The organism is Corynebacterium sp. NPDC104732 (genome assembly GCF_055583565.1).
Window position 1 is genome coordinate 31,050 of the sequence record NZ_JBVJNS010000014.1, and the last position, 25,356, is coordinate 56,405.

Here is a 25,356-nt window from a genome sequence, read left to right on the forward strand (position 1 = left end):
GCCGGAAACCACAACCAGCAAGGCCGAATCACAACCAATCAACACCCCGACATTGCCTGTTTACGCCTTGGGGAAGATCGTGGCAGGCAATCAATTTTCCTTGGGAGGATAAATTATGGGATCAACCCCATCTTACCTTGAGGATCAGCAGGTAGGCAACCACGACCAGCCTGCAACCACCCCCGCGTGGGGCTATGAATCTTCCCCCGAAAACAACCAAAAATTGAATACTGGAGGGAAGAACCCCGACATGATCGAACACCCAGCGAACCTACCGAACCAGGCCGACACCAAAGCTGACAACTTCACCACCAACGACGGCCAACTAGCCGAGCACCAATACAGTGACACCGGCCTAGCCGTGCTACGAAACGCACTACACCAGCCCATAGACCGGCTTCTAGACCTCGCCCCACTCATTACCGCCGACATGTTCCATAGCACGCATGACGGCAAAATCTGGCGGGCAATAATTGACGTAGCAACCGAAACGCATAACACCGGAGACACCACCGCCTTTGTCCAAGAAGTCCTTGTAAACGGGCACCTTGCAGGCAAGGGCGAATTTGCCAATGATTCTTTCCGCCACCGCTGGAATGACGCTGCTTTCCCAGGCGACAGGTTCAAACCTGCTGTGTGGGAGCAATTCAAAAAGATGGTGGTTATCCTCGCAGAGTCCCGATACCGTGGCCTATTCCGCGACACTTTCGGCGATTCGTGCGACTTTGACGGGTACACCATCGACGATATCGACCTTGCAATAAAGCACCGGGTAGATCGTCTACGCCGGGCACGCGTGCAGCTAAGCGCCCTGCAATCCCGCAACCTACGGGCCGTAGAAGCTCAAGGGGTGGCGTAAATGGGAGCTGCAACAGTCACAGCCCTATCGACCCGTAAGCCGGATAGCGTCTACAGCGTCCAGCAATGGGAGCAGCTACACGCCGACGTATTCGGCACCGTCGAAGTCAACGGCGAAATGTACGAGCCGGGCGAAGCGCTCACGCGAGTAAAGGACTTTGCCGACTACAACAGTCTCGCCCCAGTAGCGGTAGCCGTCCTTGCTGTCATGCAGGTATGCGCGTCTGTGCCAGCAGGCACGACGTTTAACGCTGGACTTGGGCCAGGTTCACTCAACCAACTAACCGCAGTGGTTGGACAACCAGGCTCCGGGAAAGATCGCCATTCCTACAGGACTTCCCTTGCCCTCAAAGTGTTTCACGGTAGCCACGAAGTCAAGCCACAACGCCTACCGATCGGCACCGGAGAGGGCATTGTAGAAGCCCTTAAAGGAGGTAAACCCGCGATATTCGGCACCAGTGAAGTTGGCGGGTTCAACGAGCTTATGAAACGCCCTGGCGCAACATTGCGGGCTACTGTGCTCGCGCTGTACAGCGGTAACGCCATTGGGTTCACCACGAAAAAGGAAGCTTCATCACTACCAGCAAACAGCTACACCGCCGGGCTATGGGTATCGACGCAACCGGATAAAGCCGGGGCACTACTCGATGGTGAGGACGACGGTCTAGCCCACAGGTTCGTGTGGGTGGAACCGATAAACCCAACGCTGATTACCAAGGCCGTAGAGATTGATTACAGCCGGAACATTACCGAGCTGCACCCGGTTATCTTGCCCGATGACATACAGGAGGTTGGGGTTAGGTTTCATCGTTCTATCATCACCGCAACGGTTAAAGCAGGCCGGGAAACGCTGACTTATGGGCCACAGGGCAACAATGATGGGCACCGCCACCAAACCCGGCTTAAAGTCGCCGCTGGATTGGCGTTGCTTGCGTCTCGCAACGTCGTTGACCTTGGGGACTGGTACCGTGCCGGGGCACTCATGGACTACAGCGACGCGGTACGCAGAAACTGCCAAAAGCACCTTGAGGGTAAGGACGTGGAAGCGCAGACAAAACGCCTTGAAAACCAGGAGTTGGCACAATCCCGCGTCCATGAAAACCGGGTTAAGCGTAATCGTGTCCGTATCTTGGAAGCGCTTGCCGACCCCGCTAGTGAGGGAGCGGTCAAGTGGTCGCCACTGTTGCAGGCACGCCCCTACCGTGAGCGAGATTCTATGTCCGAAGCATTGCAGCAGCTCATTAGGGCGGGCGCTGTGATTGTCGTTCCGAACGACGATGGGCACACGGACGCGCTACGGTTAGGCAACAATTTTGAGTCCGTGTGTACTACCGAGGGGGTGTCCTACGTGTCCTAACTGTCCTGTGCAGGTCACGGGCGGTTTTGAAGTGTCCTACCCCGTGTCCTATGGGTGTCCTACAGGACACTTTGCGCCACCACGGCCAGGACACCTAGGACACTTTAGGACACCTACTAGGACACCTAAAAACATGCCCTGACCTGGGTAGGACACCTAGGACACCTAGGACACTGCCCCGGCGCTGCAAGCAACAGTAAGCCCCCGCGATACCGCAAATATCCGGGGGCACGGACTCAAAGTTAGGAGCTTTGAATCATGAATGATAATACCGCAATGCTTGTCGCGCCCTGATCGCGGAATCACTTAAAGCAGACCCACAACTATCCAACCGGGCACACGCCAGACGAACCGGAGCAAGCCATAACACCGTAAATGCAGTACGCGACGAGATGGAGGCAGGTGGTCAAATTGACCACCTCGAAGAACGGCAAGCTCCGGACGGAAAGACATATCCAGCGTCACGGGAACCGAAACCCCGCGCCACCGTCATGCCACAGGCAGACCTCGACGCGCTCAACACGTCCCGTAACCGTGGGGTAAACGTGGGGCGCTACCCGGTCTAGCAACGGGTTTAGACCCCCTGTTGTCCGAGGTTAGGGCACACGCGGGAATCGACATGAACCCAAATCAGAATAGAGTGGGAGCGTATTACAGCCACTTCCACGCAACACCCCAGGTCAAAGGCACAAAATAGCCCCCACCATCGACCGTGGTAGGGGCGTTTGTTGTGTTAGTCCGTTGTGGGTTCACGGCGTAGAAGCTCTTGCAGCAACATTTTATTGGTCGCTGCACCTAGTGAGTCTGCCCCGCCCTGGTATCGGCGCATTTCCGCGTTGGTGAGTTTCCCGGCCATGTGGAGCGCCCGCACTGGGTCAGCGTTGTAGGCGCGGGCTATCTCGATGATTAAGTCAGCGGTTAAGGGGCTGGCACCGCTAAGCTGTCTAGTGATCTTGGATTGTGTTTCGCCGGTGCGTTGTGCGATCTGGTGGCGACTGTCGGTTGTTATGGCTAGTAGCCATTTTGGTTCGGGTGCCCGTCGTTTATCTTCAATGCTCATATGACTTATTCTAGGGTTATTTTAAGGCGTTAACAACTATATAGGCGCATTGATTTTATGCAGTCATTATTGCAGGTGGTGGGCAGTTTTTGAGTCAACAATGCAGCAATACGCATAATGCATTGGCCGATAATGTATCTTATGTCAAATTGAGGCATGTATGCATTGATTGCATAAACCAGGCATGACCAGCACCTTTAACCGAATAGAGTCAAAACGCGGACAATGCCCCGATTATCTCGGACACTTACCGTTATCTCAGACAAAGAAAACCCCCACTACCGAAGTAGCAGGGGCACAACGTGACCGTTAGCGTTGCGGTTGCCAGCCCGGGAAATGCCCACCACTCAAGCCGCCCAGCTCGTTATCGTCGCCCCACCCAAGGTCGGCCATTTCGTCGCTCACCCCGCCCGCCCGCTTATTGCGACGGCGCAGCTCGTTCAATGCCGCGTCATTCAGCGCGTGATCTTCCAGCAGCCCCCACAGGTCAATTGCACCGGAAACCTGCTTCCAAAAATTGGTGGAGTCCACCGGCAGCCTGCCGCACTCGTTGAACACGGCGACCGCCCACGCTTCCACGTCAAAATCAGGCGCGGTAAAGCGGTAATGCCCGACCTTAGCTTCCCGGTCAATACGGTTTACAAACTCGAAAATGATCTCTTGCCACTCCGGGAACCTTAGACGTGTGTGCATTGACCGCCTACGCTCCACCGGAACGATTAGCCCTTGTGGGTGGTAGTCCTCAAAATCAGCGTATCGACACAGCCGGACACCACGCGCCACCGCCTTGAAATACGCCGGTAGTGCCTTGACCACCACGCGACGATCAGGAACATGGCGCATTACGGCAGCGAACGCGGCTTCCGGTATGTCACCCTCAATCACGCGGGTTTCAGTAGTCAGCTCTCCGAGCGCAGTGTCACGCGAATCAATGATTATTTCCCGCTCCGGCTCCGCACCAAGCGACGGGTCTGTGTGCGCCAACAGATCACGGGTGAGCATGTCTAGGTTGATTCGCTCCGGGCTGATATTCACCGACGACTTCCACGAGTCCAGCCACTCACGTAAATCTTCCTCGAAAAATGGACCTGGTTTCAGTGTCATAACTAATCCTTTACTCTCATAGTTTCCGAACGTTCGTGTTAATGGTAACCTAAAAGTCACAGTGACGGAATAGTAGCGACATGAAACCACCTACTACCAGTAGGAAAACAACACACTTAGGAGACGATAACCACCATGCCGAAGCAAACACCACCCGAAATTATTAGCGAAATACTGAGGTTGACCGGCGAGGGGCACACCCGCCGACAAGTGGCCGGGGCACTAGGACTAGCCCCCAGCACCGTCCAGGACGTACTAGCCCGCCACGCCGCAACACCAACCTCCGAACGCATGCAACAGGCCGGAAACCTACTAGACGAAATAGCCCAACTCCGGGCACAACTAGACACACCCGGCACAACATTCAAAGCACAGCGCTACCTAGCCGAAGCAATGGAACAACGCGCCCAAAAAATAGCCGCTCTCATGCATGTAGGGGCAACGATGATGACACTTAAATCTACGTCCACATGGCCTGTACGCGCGTGCGCGGGTGGTGATCGTAGTGAGTAAGCCTAAGCGGTATTCGGAGACGGAAATAGCGGGAATGGTGGCGCTGTATCGGGAGTGTGAAAGTGTCCGTCAGGTCGCTAAGTCTGTTGGGTGCTCCCCCACGACGGCAGCGAAGTATCTGCGCGAAGCCGGGATTGATACGTGGAAAGCTGTCACAGCGGAGGCAACGGAAACGGTAAAGCTCAGGGCTAATCAGCGACGCTTGCAGCTTGCCGAGGATTTACTGAATGACGTGCAGCTTTTGCGTGATCGTGCATGGGGCGAGTATCAGCTACCCGTCAACACCGGGGAGGGTGTGGAGGTCGTATTGCTAGACGAGCCACCACTAAAGGAACAGGCCGACGCGTACCGAGCGGTCAACGCCACAATGACCACGGTTGGCAAGGTACTGGACGACGTTAACGATTCTGGCGTTTCCCATGCTAAGTCCATGCTCACGGGCATGATGGAGGGTCTGCAAAAACTTTTCGAGCAAGACCCCGACGCGGGGCGTGGTGAGAATGACCAAGATTAGCCCGGCTGGTGGCTCGATGGAGCATGAGGTGTTGCAGGACGTGGCGCGGGTGGCGCGTGCTAGTTACGAGAACACCCCGTATGACCCGAGCAACGGGCGGTTGGTGTTTGATTTCGACCGTAGCGAGGTCACCGGCACGATGGGCGGGTTCTGGCTAAAGGCCAACAAAATGACGTTTGCTCACGTGCCCCGTGGCGAGTGGGAGCTGTCGTGGGACGTGAAGTGTGTCCTTAACCGTGGCCAATACGTGGTACAGCGTGACGGGCACCTAATCGCCCTGGTCGATGGGCACGAAGTCACGGGGGCTACAGTCGCCGAACTGCTGTATAACGCGGCTGTGGTGGTTGCTGAGGGTAAGTGACACGGCTGTAAGATCAACTGCATAGGCTACAAATTTTTGAGGGGTAACCATGAGGAACATTGCTTTTGTCGCAGCGCTTATTTTCTTGGGCGGGTGCCTGTACTACACCCCAGATAAGTCCACCATGCCAATTCTTTTGGGCGCTGTTTCAGCCCTTGCCTACGCCCGATACCTGCACGTAAAGGCAGACTAAGCCCGGCGCTACTGCCGGGTCACTGCCAAGTTGGTTGACCATGCGCTTAAGTCCGAGGTCGCACCGGCAAACAAGGTGGGCAGACCAACTAAGGAAAAAGAAAGTGCCACTTCCATTAATGGCACGGGCAACGCTACTGCTACGTCGATTCTTTCTCGCCTTAAGCGCGATCACCCCGGCATTGCCGAGCGGGTTGTTAGTGGCGAACTAACCGCCAACGCAGCGGCTAGGCGGGCTATTCCGCTGCTGCTTTTCGTTGTCTGATTATGCGCCCGGCTTCCATCAGAATGGGCTTAATCTCCGCATAAGAAAGCACGCCGTACGCCTCTAAATTGTCAAGGTCGGCCTGCGTGCCGAACGGGTAACCGTCCCACTCTTCAAGCTCGTAGTAGTCGGTTGGCTTAGGGCTAACCGTAAGCCGTTCCGTTGCGATAGCCTCGGCCACTTCACTTGCGGTAGCGGTGCCGTCCAAGAACCGCTGCACAAGCGGGGAAATGTTTAGTTGCATGGTCATCACCTTTTAGAAATCATTGTATCCAGCACGGTCAAACGATTATGCAAAAACACCCTCTGACCTGCGGTTATGGGCCGGCCCTGCGTGTCTGTTTAAGCAATTGAGGGTGTATTGGTACCGACCGTGTAGCTTCAACGCCTTAAAACGGCATACAGCGCGACGCTTCCATGGCTGAATATGGCTTCACCGCAGGCCAGGACTTCGACCAGAAAAATCTGATCGGACAAGACAAGCTAGGTCACCGGCCTAAACGACCGCCCCGCCACGCGCTCCACGGTGGAATGGAGGGGGCGGGGCTTTATGGAGTTATCGACCGGGAAACAGCGACGTGACCCGGCAAGGGGTATTTTACCACCCAAAGTAAGCAAATCTACAGGTAGTTTAGCTTTCATTTTGTGGACACTTTATGGACACCTTGAACAGTTAACCCCATTTCAAGGTGGCCATATAGCGTCCTGACCTGCATGTTTTGAGCTGGAGACGAGACTTGAACTCGCAACCTACGCATTACAAGTGCGTTGCGCTACCGATTGCGCCACTCCAGCACGTGTCATTGACACGAAAAGTCATGCTACCTGATAGACCCATCTGCAACAAAGGCCGGATGCGCGATGGGCGACAAAAAGGTAAAGTCCGTGGTCGAAAAGGAAAGGTGGAGCCGTTGTTTAGTTTCTTCCGAGGCCACGGCCGCATCGCAACGATTGACGCTGCTAAAGCAGCTCCACCCCCTTCCCCACTGGCCCCCATTGATTTGACCGACCCGGGCCAGGTGGCTGGCGTGATGCACATCGCCGCCAGAATCGGAGACATCCTGCTCTCCTCCGGCACCGGCAACAACGATACCAAGGCCCAAATCCATGCGGTGACCAGCGCATACGGCCTGCATTACACGCACGTGGACATCACGATGAACACAATCACGCTGTTCACCCACATGGGAACATTCAAAACCCCAGTGAGTGTGTTCCGCGTGGTCAACCGGTTGGGCACCAACTTCGGACAACTCGCCGAAGTTGACCGGTTGATCCGTTCGATTCAGGCCGGTGCTACCTCGCCCGATATGGCGGAAAAGATCCTGGATCAGATCCTCAGCGCGAAACCCGAGGCACGCTTGCTCCGATTCACGTTGGGGTGGGCAGTGATGGCAGCCGCCGTCGCTGTACTGCTGGGCGGTGGTTTTCTAGTGGCGGCGATCTCGTCGATCTCTGCTGCGATCATCATGCTCGGAAGCGAGCTGTTGGACAAGCAGAACTTGCCGCCGTTCTTCCAAAACATTTATGGCGGGTTCGTGGCCACCGTGCCGGCCGCAGTGGCTTACATCATCGCAGTTAATCAGGGATTCAGCTTGGCTCCCTCGCAGATCATTGCTTCTGGGATCGTCGTAATGCTGGCAGGCCTTACTCTGGTGCAGGCCTTGCAGGATGGCATTACCGGCGCCCCGGTGACAGCGAGCGCCCGCTTCTTTGAAACGATGCTGGTCACCGGCGGTATTGTGGCGGGCGTCGCCATCGGCATTCAGGTCTCCGCCGCACTCGGCATTCATCTGCCACCGATCGAAACCAACGCACCCCCCAATTTTGCGTCCGCCACTGTCAAGGTCATTTCAGGCGCGGTGGCCTCCGCTGCTTTTGCGGTGGCTTGCTACGTTGAGTGGAAATCGATGTGGATCGCAGGACTCACCGCGGCAGCAGGCTCCTCGGTGTATTACTTCCTCCTCCTCCCAAACGGGGTGGGACCCGTGGTGGGCATCGGGATCTCCTCCACCATCATCGGCCTCGCCGGTGGCTTGCTCGCCCGCCGACACCTGATTCCCCCTTTGATCGTTTCGGTGTCTGGCATTACCCCGTTGCTGCCCGGATTAGCGATCTATCGCGGCATGTATGCCGTTTTGAACGAGCAGCTGCTTACGGGCTTTACCAACATGGCCCTTGCCTTGGCTATCGCAACGTCCCTGGGCGCGGGTGTGGTGTTGGGTGAATGGATTGCCCGGAAGCTCCGCAGGCCACCGACGTTCAACCCTTACCGTGCGTTCCGGGCCCGTAGGCGCTTCTTTCACAAGCCCACCCCGCCATTGAATTGAGGATTAGCGTAGAATGGGGTGTCTACGTGTCCAGATAGCTTTGATTTTCAGGAGGATCCTTGCCACCCAAGGTGACTGACACCCGCTCCGCTGCCACTGACTCTATGGTTGCGCTTGAGGAGGAGACGGCTCTCGCCGCTCGGCGCATCGTAGCAACGTACGCTACTGATTTCCTGGATGCCGTGACGCTGGCCTGCATGTTGGGCGTTGAGCCTGAGGGTCTCATCCACCGGAAGGTCGCTGCCGAGTTCGAAGAAGCTGCTCCGAAGAAGGCCACGAAGCGCACGCGTAAGAAGGCAACCACCAAGGCTGCCAAGAAGGCCACGAAGAAAGCCACAAAGAAGGCGACTAAGAAAGCCACCAAGAAGGCTACGAAGAAGGCGACTAAGAAAGCCACCAAGAAGGCCTAAGATTCTTTATGAGTGGAAACAGCTTTGTTGTCGTCGCTAATCGGCTCCCAGTTGATCTTGATAGCGAGGGCAACTGGCAGCCCAGCCCCGGTGGCCTGGTCACCGCGCTGAGCCCGGTGCTCGCCGAGCAGCAGGGCTGCTGGGTAGGTTGGCCGGGCGTTCCGGACCAATGCCCGGAGCCTTTCCACACGGATGATGGCATCTTGCTCCATCCGGTTCAGCTCACCCAACAGGACTACGAAGAGTTCTACGAAGGGTTTTCTAACGCCACGCTGTGGCCCCTCTACCACGACCTCATTGTGCCACCAGAGTTTCATCGCACCTGGTGGGAGACGTATCGCGAGGTTAATCTGAAATTCGCTGAGGCTGTCAGCACCGTCGCCGACCAGGGTGCCACAGTGTGGGTCCAGGATTACCAGCTGCAGTTGGTCCCGGGAATTCTGCGACAGATCCGTCCCGATCTCACCATCGGGTTTTTCCTCCACATTCCTTTCCCCGGCGCGGAACTGTTCCGCCAGTTGCCGTGGCGTGAGGAGATCATGCGTGGCCTGCTAGGTGCGGATCTCATTGGGTTCCACAGCATTGCTAATGCAGAGAATTTCCTGGCGCTTTCTCGCCAGATTGCCGGGACGGCAGGTTCTCACATCGGGCAGCCTGATGCGCTGGAGATTGCGGGGACGGCGTCGATACGCGAAGTGACCGCTACGGTGCAGGCGCCGGATGGTCGCACGGTCGGGGTGGCGGCCTTCCCTATTTCCATTGATTCCCGCACGGTGGCCGCGATGGCCAAGCAGCCGACTAACCTGCGGGAGCTGCTCGGCGATAAGACGCTGATTTTGGGCGTGGATCGGTTGGACTACACCAAGGGCATTTTGCAGCGTCTGATGGCGTTTGAGGAGTTGCTCGCCAGTGACGCGGTCCAGCCGCAGGACGTGGTGTTTGTGCAGATCGCGACGCCTTCGCGGGAGCGTATCGAACATTACAAAAAGACCCGCACCGAGGTCGAAGCTGCCGTGGGCCGCATCAATGGGCTTTATGGCGAAGTGGGTGCCCCGGTGGTGCACTATATTCACCGCAGCGTCCCTAAGGACGTGCTGATGGGGTACTACGCGGCAGCGGATGTCATGCTGGTCACCCCGTTCAAGGACGGCATGAATCTGGTGGCGAAGGAGTATGTGGCGTGCCACGAGGACGACGGCGCGCTGGTGCTCAGTGAGTTCGCCGGCGCCGCAGTCGAGCTTACCGACGCCTACCTCACCAACCCGTACGACATCGAATCCATTAAACGCCAGCTCCTGACCGCCGTTAATGACGTTTCCACCGGCGCGCCAGAAGCACGCAGCCGAATGGAACATCTTCACGACCAGGTGATGGAGCACGATGTGCATTTGTGGGCATCGAGTTTCCTGCGGTCTTTGGAGGCGAAACGATGAACCGTGCGCTACTAGCTTCCGCGGCATTGTTGTGTGCAGCTACCGTCACGGGTTGTGCTACATCGGAGACGCCGATGTCCACCACGTGGCAGATCACGAACATCTATATCAATCCGGAGACCCCCTCGGAGCCTCCGAACCCGGCGTTCATGGTGTTCGGTAATTCCACGGTGACGGGCAACACTGGCTGCAGTCAGTTCCAGGGGATGGTGCAATTCTCCCCGTCTGTCGATGAGCCAGAACGCGCACAGTTTAGGGACATGCAGTTTGACGCCGCAGACTGCGTGGGTCCGCAGCAGTTCTATCACCAGGAACTGACCACAATTCTGCAGGGAGACTTCAAGGTCAGGCGCTCCGAGGATGAGATGGTGCTGACTAAGGTCGGCGAGTTGGATCCACCAGGTGTCCGATTGGTCTCTTCGCACTAGATTTGTGGGTATGGATTTCGCTTCGCCCACTGATATCACTTCTGCCCTGAGCCGTGTCGCCTCGGCACATACCCTCCTGGTGGTGTCCGATTTTGATGGGACACTGGCCGGGTTCGCTACTGACGCCTCAAAGGTGCCGGTCAACCATGCTGCTATTGCTGCACTTCGGGAATTGGATGGGCTGCCGAACACGCACTCGGTCATCCTTTCCGGGCGGCATCTCGCGGGACTGGCGGAGGTGGCCGGCGATGTGGGCAGCGTCCGGCTGGTGGGCAGTCACGGCGCTGAGGGCCTCACGCTTACTGACGCCCAACAGGCACTCCTCGAGCACATCACAACCGAATTAGAGGGACTCGTGGCCGACGTGGAGGGGGCATTCATTGAACACAAGCCGGTTCACCGGGTCCTGCATTACCGGATGGTGGCCCCTGAGCTTCACGAAGAGCTGGTCAGCGCAGCCCGCGCGCTCGTACGGGAAGGGATTCATCTCACGCAGGGCAAGTGCATTGAGGAGTTTTCCGTCCTCGACGTAACGAAGGGAACCTGGATTGCCCAGGCTCGCGAGGCCTACCAGGCTGATTCGGTGGTGTTCCTTGGCGACGATGTCACCGACGAAAACGGGATGCGGGCGCTTGGCCCCAATGACCTGGGAATTAGGGTGGGCGATGGGGAGACCTGCGCGCATGTACGAGTCGCGGGCCTGGCCGAGGTGGAAGCGGTTCTTAGTGAACTACTTCAGATGCGCCGCACGGTAGCCCCTGGGTTGTAGCTGGTAGGCAAGACGGTCCGCGGTGCGGCCACGGGGGTGTCGTTCAGGTGGGCGTCGATAAGCGTGGCGAGCATGCGACCAGCCGTGATGCCCTTTTCGCGGTTCGGCTGGATGACCGTGGCGAGGTTGCGGCTGAGTGCGGTGCAGATGCCATCGAAACCGGTGACCGATATGTCTGGGCGCAGCTCCAGGACCCCGAGCGCCATCGAGTCAGTCGTACACAGCACCGCAGTGAGGTGCGGGTGCGTTTCCAGCAGCTCACGAGCAGCGTCAATGTTGTTTGAGCGGTCATTGATGTGTCGCTCCACGATCGGGACGCTGCGCGGGTCAATGCCACCGTCGGCGAGCACAGCCAGCGCCCCCTGCACGCGCGCTTGCTGCACATGCAAGCTTGCCGACGCCAACCTCTCCGGATCCACGAGCCCATTGTTGGGGGTGCGGTCCAGGCGAATGCAGAGAATCCCAATATCGCGGTGCCCAGCTTCCAACAACGCTGCCGCCGCAGGGGCGATGGCGTGATAGTCGTCAATTCCTACCCAGGGCAGCTGCGTGGTTGTAGGCTGATCCACCACCACGACCGGAACATGCCGGGATACCGCCGCTTCTAAATACGGATCATCGGCCGCTACCGAATAAACCACGAAGCCATCGACAACAGCTTGGCCGACCAAGGCTTGGGGATCCACCATGCCCCCAGGACCAGCGGGGATGAGGGTTAGCGACGTGTGGCTACCATGAGATGCCTCCGCCATCCCGGCCAAGAAATCCACCGAGGCAAGATCTTCAAAGGCGTAGGACAAGTGATCCGTGAACAGCACCCCGATCGTGCCGGTCTTCCGGGTTCGCAACGACCTAGCGGCGGGGTTGGGTCCGGGGTACCCCCTCTGCGTAGCGGCAGCGAGAATTCGTTCTCGCAGCGCGGAGGATAACTGATCGGGCCGATTGTAGGCGTTGGAAACGGTAGTGCGCGATACCCCTAGCTCAGCTGCCAGCGAGGCCAACGTGCTCCTGGTTGTTTTCCGTTTCGCCATGAGAAAACAGTATCACTATTAGGGGGTGCTCCTTAGCCCAACTCCCTAAACCCTTAAAATACGGGCGCTAGCTGCGAAAATAAGGGTAAACTCCGTATCATTTTCAGCCATTTCCATTTGACAAACTTATTCAATAAACGTTTTATATAACCATGAAGTTCAGTGTGCCTAAAACCTTGAAGACTGCCGTCGCTACCGTCGCTGCCGTCGGTGCAGCACTGGGCATGGCATCCTGCTCATCCGACGAAAACAAGACCGAAAACGACAAGATCTCCATCGTTGCATCCACCCAGGTATGGGCTGATGTCGTTGACACCGTCACTGACGACGATCGCGTCGAAATCTCCGCGATCGTCACCGGCAACGACATGGACCCACACTCCTTTGAACCGACCGCCAAGGACATGGCGAAAGCCGAGAAAGCTGACATCATCGTCGTAGGTGGCGGCGGATACGACTCCTGGCTCTACTCCGCAGTAGACAAGGGCAAGGTCATCCACGCACTTGAGCTCACTGAGCACGACCACGATCATGGCCATGAGGGGCACGATCACGGCCACGAGGGTCACGATCACGGCACCGCAGAAGCCATGGCCACCGAGGAAGCTCACGACCACGAAGGCCACGATCATGGCCACGAGGGCCACAACCACGGCGCCGCAGGTGCTGAGGAGAATGAGCACGTCTGGTACAACACTTCTGCACTAACGCAGGTCGCTGAGGATACGGCGAAGCAGATCCAGAAGCTGAACCCTGAGGTCAAGGTCAACCTGGACGCCGCGAAGCAAAAGATCAAGGCGCTCGATTCTCGTATCCACGCCCTCCCAGAGGCTAAGGTTGCCCAGACCCACCCGATCGCTGACCACATCCTGGCGTACACGCACATGACTGACGTGACCCCAGCTGACTACCGCGCTACCACGCTGAGCGAAGCAGAGCCTTCCGCTGCTGAGCTGAACGCAATGCTCGAGATGGTCAACAGCGGCGAGGTCCAGCTGCTTGTGGACACCCCACAAACCAAGACCCCATACTCCACCCGCATTCGCGAGGCTGCTGAGGCGAAGAACATCCCGGTGGTTGAAGTTAACGAAACCCCAGAAAAGGGCACCAACTTCTTCACCGAGTTCGACCGGGCAATCTCTGACTTCGAAAAGGCTACCGAGCACATCGGACACAACCACTAGTACCGTGATCCTTCAGGTCAACAATGCCGCGGTGGATCCGCTCTGGCACGACCTCAACATGCAGGTCGAGCCGGGCGAATTCATCGCGGTTCTTGGTCCAAATGGCGCCGGAAAATCCACGATGCTCCACGCCATCCTCGGGACCCGAAAACTCACCGCAGGAACCATTGAAGCCACTCCCGACATCGGATTCATCCCGCAACAACGCATGTTCCCGATGGATCTGCCTATGCGCGCGAAAGACCTCGTGGGGTTATCGCTGGCGCACGGTGTGATTCGGGGGCGACGGGCGTCGAAAAGCGCCGTGCTTAACCTACTCCGCGAGGTAGGTGCGGAGGATTTGGCAGAACGGCGCGTCGGGAAGCTGTCCGGTGGCCAGCAGCAACTCGTCCGGCAAGCGCAAGCCTTCGCCAACGACCCGAAGCTGCTGCTTTGCGACGAACCCCTGCTCTCCCTCGACCCCGGCGTGCAACAGCGTACTGTGGCGCGCCTGGACAAGCGACGCCGCGACCACGACACTGCCATCCTGTTCGTCACCCATGGCATCAACCCGATCCTCAACGTGGTCAACCGGGTGCTCTACCTGGCACCTTACGGACACATGATCGGCGAAGTCCACGAAGTCATGCGCTCCGACGTCCTCTCCGAGCTCTACCGAACCCGCGTTGATGTGGTCAACATCGACGGCCGACTGATTGTGGTGTAACCGTGCTCCAAGAAACCCTCACCCTCCTGAACGTCGAATTCGTCCAGACCGCCCTCATCGCCTCCGCGCTGCTCGGCATCGTCTCCGGCATCATGGCCCCACTCATCGTGCTGCGCCAAATGTCGTTTTCAGTACACGGCACCTCGGAACTCGCACTCATGGGCGCGGCAGCTGCTTTGCTCTTCGGACTCAACGTCGGAATCGGTGCGGTCGTCGGATCCGTCATCGCAGCCATCGTCCTCGCCCTCCTCGGTATGACGCAACAAGACAGCGCCGTCGGCGTAGTCATGAGCTTCGGCATGGGCTTATCCGTGCTGTTCATCCACCTATACCCCGGCAAATCATCCACAGCATTCTCACTGCTCACCGGACAAATCGTGGGAGTGTCCGGTAGTTCCCTGTGGCTGCTCACCGGCGTCGTACTCGTCGTAGTCCTCACCGTAGTGATCCTCTGGCGCCCACTCCTCTTCGCCTCCGCAGACCCTGTAATCGCCGCAGCCTCAGGAATCAACATACGTTGGGTCGCAATCCTCTTCGCAGTGCTGGTGGGTCTCACGGCAGCTCAATCAGTGCAAATCGTGGGCGCGCTGCTTGTGATGGCCCTGCTTATCACCCCCGGCGCTGCAGCCGTACAAATCACCTCCAACCCCATCATGGCCGTCGTCTGGTCCCTGATTTTCGCAGAAACCGCAGCCGTGGGAGGCCTCGTCTTATCCCTCGCCCCTGGACTCCCAGTGAGCGTGTTCGTCACCTCAATTTCTTTCGCCATCTACCTGGTCTGCCGCTTAATCGGATGGCGTCAAGGACGCGTAGTACACGCGCGCGCCGCACACGCACGCGACAACTGCTGCACGCAATAGGTTGGGGTTGGGCGCCGGGGAATGCGAGACCTGGAATTCGAGCCTAGGTGAATAAAATTGCCGCAAACCTGCTACTTGCCCGTTTGCCCCCCGAGGCACGAATTCCAGGTCTCGACGTTTGCCAAAAACGAGGCCCTCGAACCGCCCGCTTTTTAAGCCCTCCGTTGACGCGCGAATTCGCTGAGCACGACGCCTGCCGCGACGGACGCGTTGAGGGATTCCACCCAGCCTTCCATCGGAATGGACATGATGGTGTCGCAGGTTTCCCCGACAAGGCGAGAGATCCCTTTACCTTCGGATCCCACGACGATGACCACAGGACCCGTGCCGTCGTAGGTATCGAGAGTGTGGTCGCCCCCAGCATCGAGGCCGACTACTTGGTAGCCGGATTTTTGCAGGTCTTTGAGGGTGCGGACGAGGTTGGTTGCGCGCGCGACTGGGAGTCGTGCCGCGGTTCCAGCGGAGGTGCGCCAGGTGACTGCGGTGACGGAGGCAGAGCGTCGTTCTGGGATGATCACGCCGTGTCCACCGAATGCGGCAACCGAGCGGATGACTGCACCAAGGTTGCGGGGGTCGGTGATGTTGTCGAGGACCACGATCATGCCTGGTTCGCCGGACTCGCGGACGCGGTCGATGAGGTCGTGGACGTCGGCATACTTGTAGGGCGCAATGACAAGCCCGATGCCTTGGTGCAGCATGTTGCCGGTCATGCGGTCCATCTCATGACGTGCCTTTTCGATCACCGGAATGCCACGCTTGTGCGCGAGCATGACGGCTTCGGAAAGACGGTCGTCGTTTGAGGTGCCCTCGGCCACATACAGCGCTGTTGCGGGCACTTTGGCGTGCAGGCATTCCACCACTGGGTTGCGGCCGACCACGAATTCGTCTTGTTCCTTTACGTGGCGCCCCTGGTTGCGTCGTTCCGCTGCCTTTTTGGCTTTGTATTTTGCGTGGTATTCGCGGTTTTCAGCTTTCGGGGTGGGGCCTTTGCCTCGCAGGCTGCGGCGGTTTTTCCCGCCGGAGCCCTTCGTTGCGCCCTTCTTGTTGGTCTTGCGAACCGCGCCGCGACGTTGATCATTTCCAGCCATGGTTGTTCCTTACTTCAATGACCACTGTGGGCCGTCGGGGGTGTCGGTCACTTCGATACCGGCAGCGGCAAGGCGATCGCGCACCTCGTCGGCGGTCGCCCAGTCCTTGTTGGCGCGGGCTTCGCTGCGACGTTGCAGTTCTGCGTCGACAAGCACGCCGAGTGCGTGGTCGCTGCCCGCATTGCTGCTTGTCGACGACCACTGCTCCGACTGCGGGTCGACACCGAGGATTGCCATCATCGCACGAACCTGGCCGGCCAGCCTAATCTGCTCCTCCTTGTCGGAAGTCGAGTTGGCTGCGCGGACCGTGTTGTGGATCTCGGCCAGGGCCTTCGGCACGGAGATATCGTCATCCATCGCGGCGGCGAACGCGTCAGTCCACGTGGTCTTTTCTACCTTGCCGACGCGTTCCAGGAAGGATTCGATGCGTCGGTAGCCTGCGGCGGCCTCCAGGAGTGCTGCCTCGGAGTATTCCAGCATGCTGCGGTAGTGGGCGGACCCCAGGTAGTAACGCAGCTCAACTGGGCGGACGATCTCCAGGATGTTCGGGACGGAGAGCACGTTGCCCAGCGATTTGGACATTTTCTCACCGGACATGGTGACCCAGCCGTTGTGCATCCAGTAATTCGCGAACCCATCGCCCGCGGCGTGCGCCTGGGCAATCTCGTTCTCGTGGTGCGGGAACTGCAGGTCCAGGCCACCGCAGTGAATGTCGAAGGTGCTTCCGAGGTATTTCGTGGCCATGGCGGTGCACTCAATGTGCCAGCCAGGTCGGCCGCGTCCCCACGGGGTGGGCCAGCTCGGCTCGCCCGGCTTGGCGGCTTTCCACATAGCGAAGTCGCGCGGATCGCGCTTGCCCGTGCCGTCGGATTCGCCCTGGTCCATCTCATCGAGCTTCTGGCCAGATAGCTGGCCGTAGCCTTCGATCGTTGCTGGGGTGGCGTACACGTTTCCGTCCGCGGCGTACCCATGGCCGTTGTCGATGATCCGCTGCATGTATTCGACCATCTCGGTCACGTGGCCGGTAGCGCGTGGTTCAATGCTTGGCGGCCGCACGCCGAGCTGGTCGTACGCCCATTGGAAGTGGCGCTCGTGGGTTGCTGCCCATTCCCACCATGGGCGACCGTTTTCTTCGGCCTTGCGGAGGATCTTGTCATCAATATCGGTGACGTTGCGAACGAAGGCTACGTCGTATCCCTTGGCTTCCAGCCAGTTTCGTAGCACGTCAAAGGCCACGCCGGAGCGCACGTGACCAATGTGTGGAATGGATTGCACCGTGGCACCACACAAGTACACAGACGCGTGTCCTTCCTTGACGGGGACAAAGTCACGGAGTGTTCTGGTGTTGGTGTCAAAAATGCGTAAAGTCACGGTGTTTAGTTTAGCGTTTCCACACCACAGCGGTAGCTATGGCAGCCCTACCTTCCCCACGCCCGGTAAAGCCCATGTGATCGGTGGTGGTTGCGGAGACGGAAACTGGCGCGCCGAGCAGTTCAGACATGACTTGTTCTGCCTCTTTGCGACGCGGCCCCATCTTCGGCGTCTGCCCCACCAACTGCGCGGCCACATTTCCTACGATGAAGCCTTCCTTATCCAACAGCTCGCGCACCTCACGGATCAGCTGAGCTCCCGATACCCCGTCGTATTCGGGCCGGCCTACACCGACGAAGGACCCGAGATCGCCGAGCCCCGAGGCAGACAGCAGCGCATCAACCACAACGTGCGCCACCACATCCCCATCCGAATGTCCCTCACAACCATCCTGACCTTCAAACAGCAGGCAGGCGATCCAGCATTCTTTACCGGCCTCGATCTGGTGGGCGTCCGTGGCAATGCCGACGCGGGGAATGATGTTATTCACTAGGTACCTCGAAAATTGTTGGTTCGGCGTCATCAGTAATGACCTGCGCCAAAATCATGTCCATCGGAGTGGTGACCTTGAACGCCATCGGGTCGCCCTGCACGGTGTGTACCGCGTGGCCTGCCCATTCCATCAAGCTGGCGTCATCGGTCGGGATAAAATCGCTGTTTCCCGCGAAAAACTTTTCGTTCACTGCCTTGAGGGTGGCCAGGTCGAAGCCCTGCGGAGTTTGAACTGCGCGCAGCGTGGAGCGGTCTGGCGTATCGACGACCACTGCCCCATCAACTCGTTTAATAGTGTCAGCGACGGGAAGCACCGGAATCACCGCGTGGTGGCCAGCGAGTACCTCGCGGGCAACGCGAGCGATCATTCCGGGAGGGGTGAGCGCGCGAGCGGCATCGTGGATGAGTACCACCCCGGCGTCGTTAAGCGCCTGCAAACCGCACCAGATGCTGTCTGCGCGCTCTCCCCCGCCATGTACCAATCGCACAGGCACCTCGGTGTCGAGCATGCCACGGCGCGCCAACAGTTCGCGGGCATAGTCTTCCATATCGGGGCTGACCAGGACGATGATGTCGTCGACGACCCCGGAGTTGATCATCGCCTGAATGCTGCGTTCCAGAAGGGTTTTGCCACGCAGAGTGACAAACGCCTTCGGAATCGGAGCGCCGAGGCGGGTGCCTTTACCCGCGGCGGCGATGAGGGCACTAACTCGGCGACTCATGCTGCGAAGATTAGTCCTCGTCGTCGAAGTTGAGGTCGTCGAGGTCAATATCTTCGTCCTCGAGTGCTGGTTTTTCTGGCTCTGGAGCAGACGCCTTGTGACGCTCAATCGCGGCATCCATCTGGGCCAGAATGTCATCAGCCTTGGCCTCGTCAACGGTCTCAGCGAGCGCCAGCTCACCAACTAGCACCTGACGCGCCTTCACCAACATGCGCTTCTCACCAGCAGAAAGGCCGCGATCTTGGTCGCGACGCCACAGGTCACGCACCACTTCAGCAACCTTGTTCACGTCGCCCGAAGCAAGTCGCTCCTGGTTCGCCTTGTAACGACGCGACCAGTTGCCAGCTTCTTCCACATCAGTTTCCCGAAGCACAGAGAAGACCTTCTGCAGGCCTTCCTCACCCACCACATCACGAACACCAACGAGCTCAGCGTTCTTGGCGGGCACCCGGACGACAAGGTCAGACTGGCGAATCTGCAAAACCAGGTATTCCATCATCTGGCCACCGAGTTCACGCTGCTCAATCGCTTCAATCTGAGCCGCGCCATGGTGCGGATAGACGACAGTGTCCCCGACCTTGAATTCCATACCCAATCCACCCATTCTTAAAAAAGAAACTTGTTACAGTGTTGGCCATTCTACCACGCAGCTACCCTGCAGCTTTGCTGAGCCCACTACCACCATTGTGGTGTGATTTTGACCGAAACTGCCAGTTAAGCCCCCAATAAGTATGTGCTTTGACCTGTGCCGGGCTACACTGGCTATTCGACAAATATCTTGCCCAAAAGCCTCAGATGAAGGACGTACCCAAGTGATGATCCTGAAGACTGCCCGCCGTGGCGCACTCTTTGCCGTTGCTGGCGCAGCCGTCGTTGCACTTTCCGCATGCAGCGCTGGCCAGATTTCCCAGACCTCTGACCAGGTCGCAGCAGTTGACGGTGCCGGCGCCGCTACCGAAGACAAAACTGTCCTGGTCCGCGACGTCACCATCATCGTCAACGACGATCAGTCCGCAGCACTGAAGTTCACCGCCATCAACGACAATGCGTCCATGCAGACACACAATCTGAAGTCCGTCAAGGTCGATGGCAAGGATGTCACCCTGTCTGAGAAGCCTTCCTTCGAACGTGGCTGCAGCGTCGTCGCAGACTCCAAGGAAAACCTGGAGCTGCTGAAGAAGAACGACGACCTGTGCATCACCTACGTTGACACCAAGCTGGAGAACCCAGGCTTCGCTGTCGGTGGCCAGAAGCCAGTCACCTTCATGTTTGATAACGGTGAGGTCGAGGTTAACGCAGCCATTGCCACCAACCACAACGAAGATGGCAAGGACAACCGCGTGGAGCCTTCCCACAACCACAATCACTAATCATTAAAGTTTCGGAGCTGCGGCTCCGTTTCTTTTTACACCCATATTCGAACATATGTTCTTTCTTGTCTGGGGGTTGGTCTACTATCTTTAGGCATGGCAAAGAAGGAACGCAGCATTCATGTCTGCAGCGCGTGCAACTACTCCAGCCCCAAATGGCTGGGCAGATGCCCGGAATGTGGATCTTGGGGGACCCTAGAGCTAGAAACAACAGCAGCCCCCATCCGCACCAGCGTCCCCGTCGCTTCCCTCACCCCAACGTCACCCGCTCTTCCTATCAGTCAGATCAGCGCCAGCAAGAGCGAAGCCGTCTCAACTGGTATCGGCGAGCTTGACCGCGTCTTGGGCACTGGCATTATCCCTGGTTCTGTTGTGCTCCTGGCAGGTGAACCTGGCGTCGGCAAGTCCACCCTGCTGCTGGAAGTGGCTGCCGGGTGGGCCAGGCAGGGACGCACTGCCTTGTATGTCACCGCCGAGGAGTCCGCGGGCCAGGTTCGGCTTCGCGCTGAACGCACCGGCGCATTGCTCGATTCGCTCTACCTCGCCTCAGAATCGAATTTGGATGTAGTGTTTGGGCATGTAGAACAGCTAAATCCTTCACTACTGATCGTCGATTCCGTCCAGACGATGTCTGCGCCCGGCGTCGAAGGAGTGTCCGGAGGCGTTGCCCAGTCCCGCGCGGTCACGGCGGCGCTCACCACACTCGCCAAGACCAAAGGCATCCCAGTGCTGTTGGTCGGCCACGTGACCAAGGACGGCAATGTCGCCGGTCCCCGTGTACTGGAGCACCTGGTTGACGTAGTACTGAACTTTGAAGGTGACCACCACTCTTCCCTGCGCATGTTGCGTGGCATTAAAAACCGCTTTGGGGCAACCGATGAGGTCGGCTGCTTTGAACAGCAATCCGACGGCATCCACGAGGTGGCAGACCCGTCTGGGCTATTCCTCTCACACCGGGAAGCCACACCGGACGGCACGGCGGTCACCGTGGCGATGGACGGGGTACGCCCAATCCTTGCGGAGGTTCAGGCTTTGCTTGTGAAATCGCCTGCTAAGAACCCACGCCGCGCGGTCACCGGCCTCGATGCCACCAGAGTCCCCATGGTGTTGGCGGTCCTCGCCGCGAAAGCCGGCTACGACACCACGGACAAGGACGTCTACGTGGCAACCGTGGGCGGAATGAAGATCGGCGAACCCGCCTCGGACCTTGCCATCGCTCTCGCCGCGGTCTCCGCGCTAAAATCAGTTCCCCTTCCACCGAAGACGGTTGCCATCGGAGAAGTTGGCTTAGCTGGGGAAATACGTCGCGCCCCTAATCTCAAACGACGTCTCCAAGAAGCAGCCAGGTTAGGCTACACCCGCGCTATCGTCCCGGATGGAGACCGCGTGTCAGTCCCTGGTATTAAAGTCACATACGCCAGTGACATCACCACCGCCATTTCTTACCTAAGGTAAAACCCATGACCGAAACCACTAGCTACTCCCTTCGAGACATCCTGGAACGCCTCGCCCCCGGCACCGGGTTGCGCGACGGCCTCGAACGCATTCTGCGTGGGCGCACCGGCGCACTGATTGTGCTGGGATACGACGAGCAAGTGGAAGCCATTTCCGACGGCGGATTTGAGATCGATGTTCCCTTCGCCCCCACCAGGCTGCGGGAGCTCTGCAAAATGGACGGCGCGGTAATACTTTCCACTGACGGCACCCGCATTCGCCGCGCGAACGTGCAGCTCATGCCGGACCCCACCTTCCCCACCGAGGAATCCGGCACCCGGCACCGCTCCGCTGAGCGCACCGCCCTGCAAACTGGCTACCCAGTTATCTCCGTTAGCCAGTCGATGAACATCATCACTGTTTACGTGGACAAAAAGCGCCACATCCTGGAGGGCTCCTCAGACATTCTCTCCCGGGCTAACCAGGCTATCGCCACCATGGAGCGATACCGCAATCGCCTCGACCAAGTCAACGAGCGCTTGTTCGTTGCAGAGCTCCACAACTACGCGTCACTGTCGGACGTGATTACCGTGATCCAACGCTTGGAAATGCTGCGACGCGCCGCCGTCACCATCGACCGCGACGTGATCGAGCTCGGCACTGACGGCAAACAGCTTGCAGTGCAGCTGGAGGAATTGTTTGGTGACAACGACAAAGACCGTGAGCTGATCCTGCGCGACTACTTGATGGCGGCCGGGCTGCCCACCGATGACGACGTGAAACAAGCGTTGCTGGAGCTCGAGCAGCTGAACGATAAAGACATCGTCAAATCCACCCATATCGCCCGAATTCTCGGGTTCCCAACCGCAGAAGAATCCCTTCACCAGTGGATCGTGCCTCGCGGCTACCGGATCCTTGGCCGTGTCCCCCGTGTGCAGCCTTTCTTGATGGACAAACTCATCTTGGCATTCGGCGATTCCAACCACCTACTCGAAGCTAGCGTGGACGACATCGCAGCTGTCGAAAGCGTCGGTTCACTGTGGGCCCGCCACATTCACGACGGGCTGATCAGGCTGAAAGCTTAGGCTACCCCAGGTTAAAAGTGAAGGCTTCGGAGTTGTTGTCTCCTACCAAGGTGTGCAGGAAGTAGCTGCCTGCTGGAACTGGCTGGCGGGCGTTGCACTGGTTCGGGGCGGAGGTAGTTCGGGACCACACTGCCTCGTAGTGGCGTTCCTCGCCGGCCGGGAAGGTGCGCTCGGAGGTGTCTTCGCTCGGGTTGCAGTCCGTGTCAGCCCATAGCAGCTGGTTCGTGGCCAGGTCATAAACCTCAAAACGGAGGCCGTCTTTACGCAGGTCAATCTTGCAGTCAGCAGCCGTTGGGTTCTTCACGGAGAGGTAAAACTTGGGGCGCTCGTCCGGCCCGTACGAGGGCTTGTCGGCGTTTGCAGTGATCACCAGGTCTTCTAGTGAACAGCTTTTTTTAGGCTCTGGGGTCGGCGTTGCAGTGTCCGTTGCCGCTTCCGTAGCAGCAGGAGAGGTTGCAGCAGCTGACGATGTTTCCGGGATTGCTGTCGGCGTGGCGTCCCGGGTGAAAGCGGACGTCGAAGTGGGTTCAGCGACTGGTGTAGGTTCTTTATCTCCGCCCATGCTGACCATCAGCCATATCGCGAGGGCAACAACAACCAGCACGATAAAGATCGCCGCGACGCGACGTCGAATGTAGATAATCTCCGGGAGCTGCTTCTGGGTCACACCACCAGCTTAAAGGGCTAACTGCACGAAAACAGCTAGCCCGTGGGGGCGTGTCTAGCTGACACCGAGTTCCACGATCGGTTCAACCGCACCGTTTCCGAGTCGGTAGCGGGCGCCGATAACGCCCAAGGAGCCGCTGTCGAGGCGCTGCTTGATCACCGGACAGCGATCCAAGATAATGTCGACGGTTTCCCGCACGTGCTCGATTTCAAAGTCATCAGTGGTGGTCATGCCCTTGCGCTTGGCGTTCAAGATGGATGGCGCAACTTTTTCGATCAGGACACGCTGGAATCCAGGAGGGATCTCGCCGCCTTCCAACGCCGCCTTGGTGGCTTTGACGGCACCACAAGATTCATGCCCCATCACAATGAGGTTGCTGACGCCCAAACCGTCGACGGCGAACTCCAGGGAAGCAAACACACCCATGTCTAGTACTTCGCCGGCGGTACGGATAACGAAGATGTCACCTGCGCCCTGGTCAAAAATGTGCTCGACGGGGGCCCGGGAGTCGGAGCATGCCAATACCGCGGCCATCGGCTTTTGCCCGGCGACCAATTCTTCACGACGCGCCGCATCCAGATTCTGATGAAGCATCTCGTGGTTTTGGTAGCGCCGGTTGCCCTCTTTGAGGGCGTTCCAGATATTTACAGGGTTCACTTCGGTGACGTCACGCATACTTCTAATTGTGCTCTTTTGTTGAAAGATTTAAAAACCTCTACAGTGACAAGCTATGTTGCAGCCCCGTCTGATTGCCTGGTTTCGTGCCAGCTCGCGCACCATTGTATGGCGCAATCCTCACACTTCGGCGTGGGGAATTTTGCTGTCAGAGGTGATGAGCCAGCAAACTCCGGTGGCTCGGGTGGAGCCGGTGTGGCTGGAATGGGTGGAGCGCTGGCCTACCCCCGCAAAATTCGCTCAAGCTACCCCCGATCAGGTGCTGCGGGCGTGGGGAAAGTTGGGGTACCCGCGGCGCGCGCTTCGACTGTTGGAGTGCGCGAAGGTGATCGTGGCAGAGCATGAGGGTGAGGTGCCACGGGACGTCGATAAGCTGCTTGCTTTGCCCGGCATTGGCGACTACACCGCCCGGGCCGTCGCAGCGTTCGCTTACGGCCAGCGGGTGCCGGTGGTGGACACCAACGTGCGGCGGACGTTCCGCAGGCTTTACGACGCCCAATTCCTCCCCGGCCCCGCCCGCAAAAGCGAACTCGCAGAGGTGGAAGCCATTCTGCCGGAAGAAGGAGCCCCTGAATTTTCAGTCGCGCTCATGGAACTCGGCGCGCTCGTCTGCACCACGACCCCCAAGTGCGACGAATGTCCCGTGCTCGACTTATGCGCGTGGCAACAAGCGGGATGTCCTGCGCCCACCGAGGAGGAACTCGCGAAGGCGAAGCGACGGGTGCAGAAGTTTGCGGGCACAGATCGGCAAGTACGCGGTCTCATCATGGACGTGCTGCGCTCAGCTACCGCCCCGGTTCCGCAAGCCGCGATCGATGTGGTCTGGCCCGATGCAGCGCAGCGCTCGCGAGCACTGTTTTCGCTGCTAGAAGATGGGCTCGCGGAGCAAGACGAGACAGGGCTGTTTCATCTCCCTCGGTAAGACCCAGCGAAAAACTCGAGACCTGGAATTCTAGACTTGGAGTGTTTTTCCTGGAAAGGCGGGTGTGCGGACTTTTTGTTGGAGTCCTACGCGGCGGTGTGGGTTGGTAGTGATTCGAGTCCCCGGCTGTGGGCCAGGGTTTGGTATCCCAGGCG

The 25,356-nt window shown here is 58.4% G+C and carries 30 protein-coding genes and 1 tRNA gene; 19 read left to right on the top strand and 12 right to left on the bottom strand.

Annotated features, from left to right (window positions below):
- Positions 1-115: 115 nt before the first annotated feature.
- From ACZ6ZO_RS10010 to ACZ6ZO_RS10020, 3 genes are all read left to right on the top strand, one after another.
- A complete protein-coding gene (locus ACZ6ZO_RS10010) occupies positions 116-859 on the top strand; it encodes a hypothetical protein (RefSeq protein ID WP_465292338.1) in 744 nt (247 codons plus the stop codon).
- Positions 860-2,215, top strand: a complete 1,356-nt coding sequence (locus tag ACZ6ZO_RS10015; protein WP_465292340.1) for a hypothetical protein — start codon at positions 860-862, stop codon at positions 2,213-2,215.
- Between the two features lie 392 nt (positions 2,216-2,607).
- Complete coding sequence (locus ACZ6ZO_RS10020; RefSeq protein WP_465292342.1) at positions 2,608-2,781, top strand: hypothetical protein; 174 nt, start codon at positions 2,608-2,610, stop codon at positions 2,779-2,781.
- Between the two features lie 167 nt (positions 2,782-2,948).
- Here ACZ6ZO_RS10020 and ACZ6ZO_RS10025 read toward each other — a convergent pair whose 3' ends face one another.
- Both ACZ6ZO_RS10025 and ACZ6ZO_RS10030 read right to left on the bottom strand, forming a co-directional pair.
- The gene (locus ACZ6ZO_RS10025) at positions 2,949-3,275 is read right to left on the bottom strand and encodes a hypothetical protein (RefSeq protein ID WP_465292344.1); all 327 of its coding nucleotides are present in this window, start codon (positions 3,273-3,275) and stop codon (positions 2,949-2,951) included.
- 309 nt (positions 3,276-3,584) lie between these two features.
- The gene (locus ACZ6ZO_RS10030; protein ID WP_465292346.1) at positions 3,585-4,379 is read right to left on the bottom strand and encodes a hypothetical protein; all 795 of its coding nucleotides are present in this window, start codon (positions 4,377-4,379) and stop codon (positions 3,585-3,587) included.
- 505 nt (positions 4,380-4,884) lie between these two features.
- Between ACZ6ZO_RS10030 and ACZ6ZO_RS10035 the strand changes: the two genes are divergently transcribed.
- The 3 genes from ACZ6ZO_RS10035 to ACZ6ZO_RS10045 are packed head-to-tail and all read left to right on the top strand — an operon-like array spanning position 4,885 to position 5,960.
- Positions 4,885-5,406, top strand: coding sequence for a helix-turn-helix domain-containing protein (locus ACZ6ZO_RS10035; RefSeq protein ID WP_465292348.1), 522 nt, complete (start codon positions 4,885-4,887; stop codon positions 5,404-5,406).
- Positions 5,393-5,767, top strand: coding sequence for a hypothetical protein (locus ACZ6ZO_RS10040; protein WP_465292350.1), 375 nt, complete (start codon positions 5,393-5,395; stop codon positions 5,765-5,767). The genes ACZ6ZO_RS10035 and ACZ6ZO_RS10040 overlap by 14 nt, the downstream gene beginning before the upstream one ends.
- Before the next feature lie 49 nt (positions 5,768-5,816).
- Positions 5,817-5,960 (top strand): hypothetical protein, encoded by a 144-nt coding sequence (locus ACZ6ZO_RS10045; protein ID WP_465292352.1) that lies wholly within the window; start codon positions 5,817-5,819, stop codon positions 5,958-5,960.
- Between the two features lie 235 nt (positions 5,961-6,195).
- On the opposite strand, the gene ACZ6ZO_RS10050 is transcribed toward ACZ6ZO_RS10045, so the two are convergent.
- Complete coding sequence (locus ACZ6ZO_RS10050) at positions 6,196-6,468, bottom strand: hypothetical protein (protein ID WP_465292354.1); 273 nt, start codon at positions 6,466-6,468, stop codon at positions 6,196-6,198.
- Positions 6,469-6,641: 173 nt separating this feature from the next.
- Here ACZ6ZO_RS10050 and ACZ6ZO_RS10055 point away from each other — a divergent pair, with 173 nt between their 5' ends.
- Positions 6,642-6,806, top strand: coding sequence for a hypothetical protein (locus ACZ6ZO_RS10055; protein WP_465292356.1), 165 nt, complete (start codon positions 6,642-6,644; stop codon positions 6,804-6,806).
- 140 nt (positions 6,807-6,946) lie between these two features.
- Here ACZ6ZO_RS10055 and ACZ6ZO_RS10060 read toward each other — a convergent pair.
- A tRNA-Thr gene (locus ACZ6ZO_RS10060) sits at positions 6,947-7,019 on the bottom strand.
- Positions 7,020-7,078: 59 nt separating this feature from the next.
- Here ACZ6ZO_RS10060 and thrE point away from each other — a divergent pair.
- From thrE to otsB, 5 genes are read left to right on the top strand one after another with little or no spacing between them, the layout of a single operon-like run.
- Positions 7,079-8,554 carry a threonine/serine exporter ThrE gene (thrE, locus tag ACZ6ZO_RS10065; RefSeq protein WP_465292358.1) on the top strand — a complete coding sequence of 492 codons (1,476 nt, stop codon included), beginning with the start codon at positions 7,079-7,081 and terminating at the stop codon, positions 8,552-8,554.
- Between the two features lie 59 nt (positions 8,555-8,613).
- Positions 8,614-8,964 (top strand): hypothetical protein, encoded by a 351-nt coding sequence (locus ACZ6ZO_RS10070; RefSeq protein WP_465292360.1) that lies wholly within the window; start codon positions 8,614-8,616, stop codon positions 8,962-8,964.
- Between the two features lie 8 nt (positions 8,965-8,972).
- Complete coding sequence (locus tag ACZ6ZO_RS10075; RefSeq protein WP_465292362.1) at positions 8,973-10,397, top strand: alpha,alpha-trehalose-phosphate synthase (UDP-forming); 1,425 nt, start codon at positions 8,973-8,975, stop codon at positions 10,395-10,397.
- Positions 10,394-10,825, top strand: a complete 432-nt coding sequence (locus ACZ6ZO_RS10080; RefSeq protein ID WP_465292364.1) for an META domain-containing protein — start codon at positions 10,394-10,396, stop codon at positions 10,823-10,825. Before ACZ6ZO_RS10075 ends, ACZ6ZO_RS10080 begins: the two co-directional genes overlap by 4 nt.
- 10 nt (positions 10,826-10,835) lie before the next feature.
- Entirely contained in the window at positions 10,836-11,594 is a 759-nt protein-coding gene (gene otsB, locus ACZ6ZO_RS10085; RefSeq protein ID WP_465292366.1) for a trehalose-phosphatase, read from the top strand.
- Here the strand turns inward: otsB and ACZ6ZO_RS10090 are convergent.
- The gene (locus tag ACZ6ZO_RS10090; RefSeq protein ID WP_465292368.1) at positions 11,561-12,625 is read right to left on the bottom strand and encodes a LacI family DNA-binding transcriptional regulator; all 1,065 of its coding nucleotides are present in this window, start codon (positions 12,623-12,625) and stop codon (positions 11,561-11,563) included. The genes otsB and ACZ6ZO_RS10090 overlap by 34 nt on opposite strands.
- 164 nt (positions 12,626-12,789) lie before the next feature.
- Here ACZ6ZO_RS10090 and ACZ6ZO_RS10095 point away from each other — a divergent pair, with 164 nt between their 5' ends.
- The 3 genes from ACZ6ZO_RS10095 to ACZ6ZO_RS10105 are packed head-to-tail and all read left to right on the top strand — an operon-like array spanning position 12,790 to position 15,375.
- A complete protein-coding gene (locus ACZ6ZO_RS10095) occupies positions 12,790-13,809 on the top strand; it encodes a metal ABC transporter solute-binding protein, Zn/Mn family (RefSeq protein WP_465292371.1) in 1,020 nt (339 codons plus the stop codon).
- A gap of 4 nt (positions 13,810-13,813) precedes the next feature.
- Positions 13,814-14,515 (top strand): metal ABC transporter ATP-binding protein, encoded by a 702-nt coding sequence (locus ACZ6ZO_RS10100; protein WP_182385422.1) that lies wholly within the window; start codon positions 13,814-13,816, stop codon positions 14,513-14,515.
- 2 nt (positions 14,516-14,517) lie between these two features.
- The gene (locus ACZ6ZO_RS10105; RefSeq protein ID WP_465292374.1) at positions 14,518-15,375 is read left to right on the top strand and encodes a metal ABC transporter permease; all 858 of its coding nucleotides are present in this window, start codon (positions 14,518-14,520) and stop codon (positions 15,373-15,375) included.
- Positions 15,376-15,527: 152 nt separating this feature from the next.
- Here ACZ6ZO_RS10105 and rlmB read toward each other — a convergent pair whose 3' ends face one another.
- From rlmB to ACZ6ZO_RS10130, 5 genes are read right to left on the bottom strand one after another with little or no spacing between them, the layout of a single operon-like run.
- The gene (gene rlmB / locus ACZ6ZO_RS10110) at positions 15,528-16,463 is read right to left on the bottom strand and encodes a 23S rRNA (guanosine(2251)-2'-O)-methyltransferase RlmB (protein ID WP_182385420.1); all 936 of its coding nucleotides are present in this window, start codon (positions 16,461-16,463) and stop codon (positions 15,528-15,530) included.
- A gap of 9 nt (positions 16,464-16,472) precedes the next feature.
- The gene (gene cysS / locus ACZ6ZO_RS10115; protein ID WP_465292376.1) at positions 16,473-17,834 is read right to left on the bottom strand and encodes a cysteine--tRNA ligase; all 1,362 of its coding nucleotides are present in this window, start codon (positions 17,832-17,834) and stop codon (positions 16,473-16,475) included.
- Between the two features lie 10 nt (positions 17,835-17,844).
- Complete coding sequence (gene ispF / locus ACZ6ZO_RS10120) at positions 17,845-18,357, bottom strand: 2-C-methyl-D-erythritol 2,4-cyclodiphosphate synthase (RefSeq protein WP_465292378.1); 513 nt, start codon at positions 18,355-18,357, stop codon at positions 17,845-17,847.
- Positions 18,317-19,048, bottom strand: a complete 732-nt coding sequence (ispD, locus tag ACZ6ZO_RS10125; protein ID WP_465292380.1) for a 2-C-methyl-D-erythritol 4-phosphate cytidylyltransferase — start codon at positions 19,046-19,048, stop codon at positions 18,317-18,319. The genes ispF and ispD overlap by 41 nt, the downstream gene beginning before the upstream one ends.
- A 10-nt stretch (positions 19,049-19,058) precedes the next feature.
- A complete protein-coding gene (locus tag ACZ6ZO_RS10130; protein ID WP_417925938.1) occupies positions 19,059-19,637 on the bottom strand; it encodes a CarD family transcriptional regulator in 579 nt (192 codons plus the stop codon).
- Between the two features lie 226 nt (positions 19,638-19,863).
- Here ACZ6ZO_RS10130 and ACZ6ZO_RS10135 point away from each other — a divergent pair, with 226 nt between their 5' ends.
- From ACZ6ZO_RS10135 to disA, 3 genes are all read left to right on the top strand, one after another.
- A complete protein-coding gene (locus tag ACZ6ZO_RS10135; RefSeq protein ID WP_208768065.1) occupies positions 19,864-20,418 on the top strand; it encodes a hypothetical protein in 555 nt (184 codons plus the stop codon).
- A 96-nt stretch (positions 20,419-20,514) separates the two neighbouring features.
- Positions 20,515-21,873, top strand: coding sequence for a DNA repair protein RadA (radA, locus tag ACZ6ZO_RS10140; RefSeq protein ID WP_465292383.1), 1,359 nt, complete (start codon positions 20,515-20,517; stop codon positions 21,871-21,873).
- 5 nt (positions 21,874-21,878) lie between these two features.
- Positions 21,879-22,937 (top strand): DNA integrity scanning diadenylate cyclase DisA, encoded by a 1,059-nt coding sequence (gene disA, locus ACZ6ZO_RS10145; protein ID WP_465292385.1) that lies wholly within the window; start codon positions 21,879-21,881, stop codon positions 22,935-22,937.
- Position 22,938: 1 nt separating this feature from the next.
- Here disA and ACZ6ZO_RS10150 read toward each other — a convergent pair whose 3' ends face one another.
- Entirely contained in the window at positions 22,939-23,604 is a 666-nt protein-coding gene (locus ACZ6ZO_RS10150; RefSeq protein WP_465292387.1) for a P-loop NTPase family protein, read from the bottom strand.
- Between the two features lie 54 nt (positions 23,605-23,658).
- The gene (locus ACZ6ZO_RS10155; protein ID WP_182385411.1) at positions 23,659-24,279 is read right to left on the bottom strand and encodes a carbonic anhydrase; all 621 of its coding nucleotides are present in this window, start codon (positions 24,277-24,279) and stop codon (positions 23,659-23,661) included.
- Between the two features lie 55 nt (positions 24,280-24,334).
- Here ACZ6ZO_RS10155 and ACZ6ZO_RS10160 point away from each other — a divergent pair, with 55 nt between their 5' ends.
- On the top strand, positions 24,335-25,201 hold the full coding sequence (locus ACZ6ZO_RS10160) for an HhH-GPD family protein (protein ID WP_465292389.1): 867 nt from the start codon (positions 24,335-24,337) through the stop codon (positions 25,199-25,201).
- Positions 25,202-25,356: the final 155 nt, after the last annotated feature.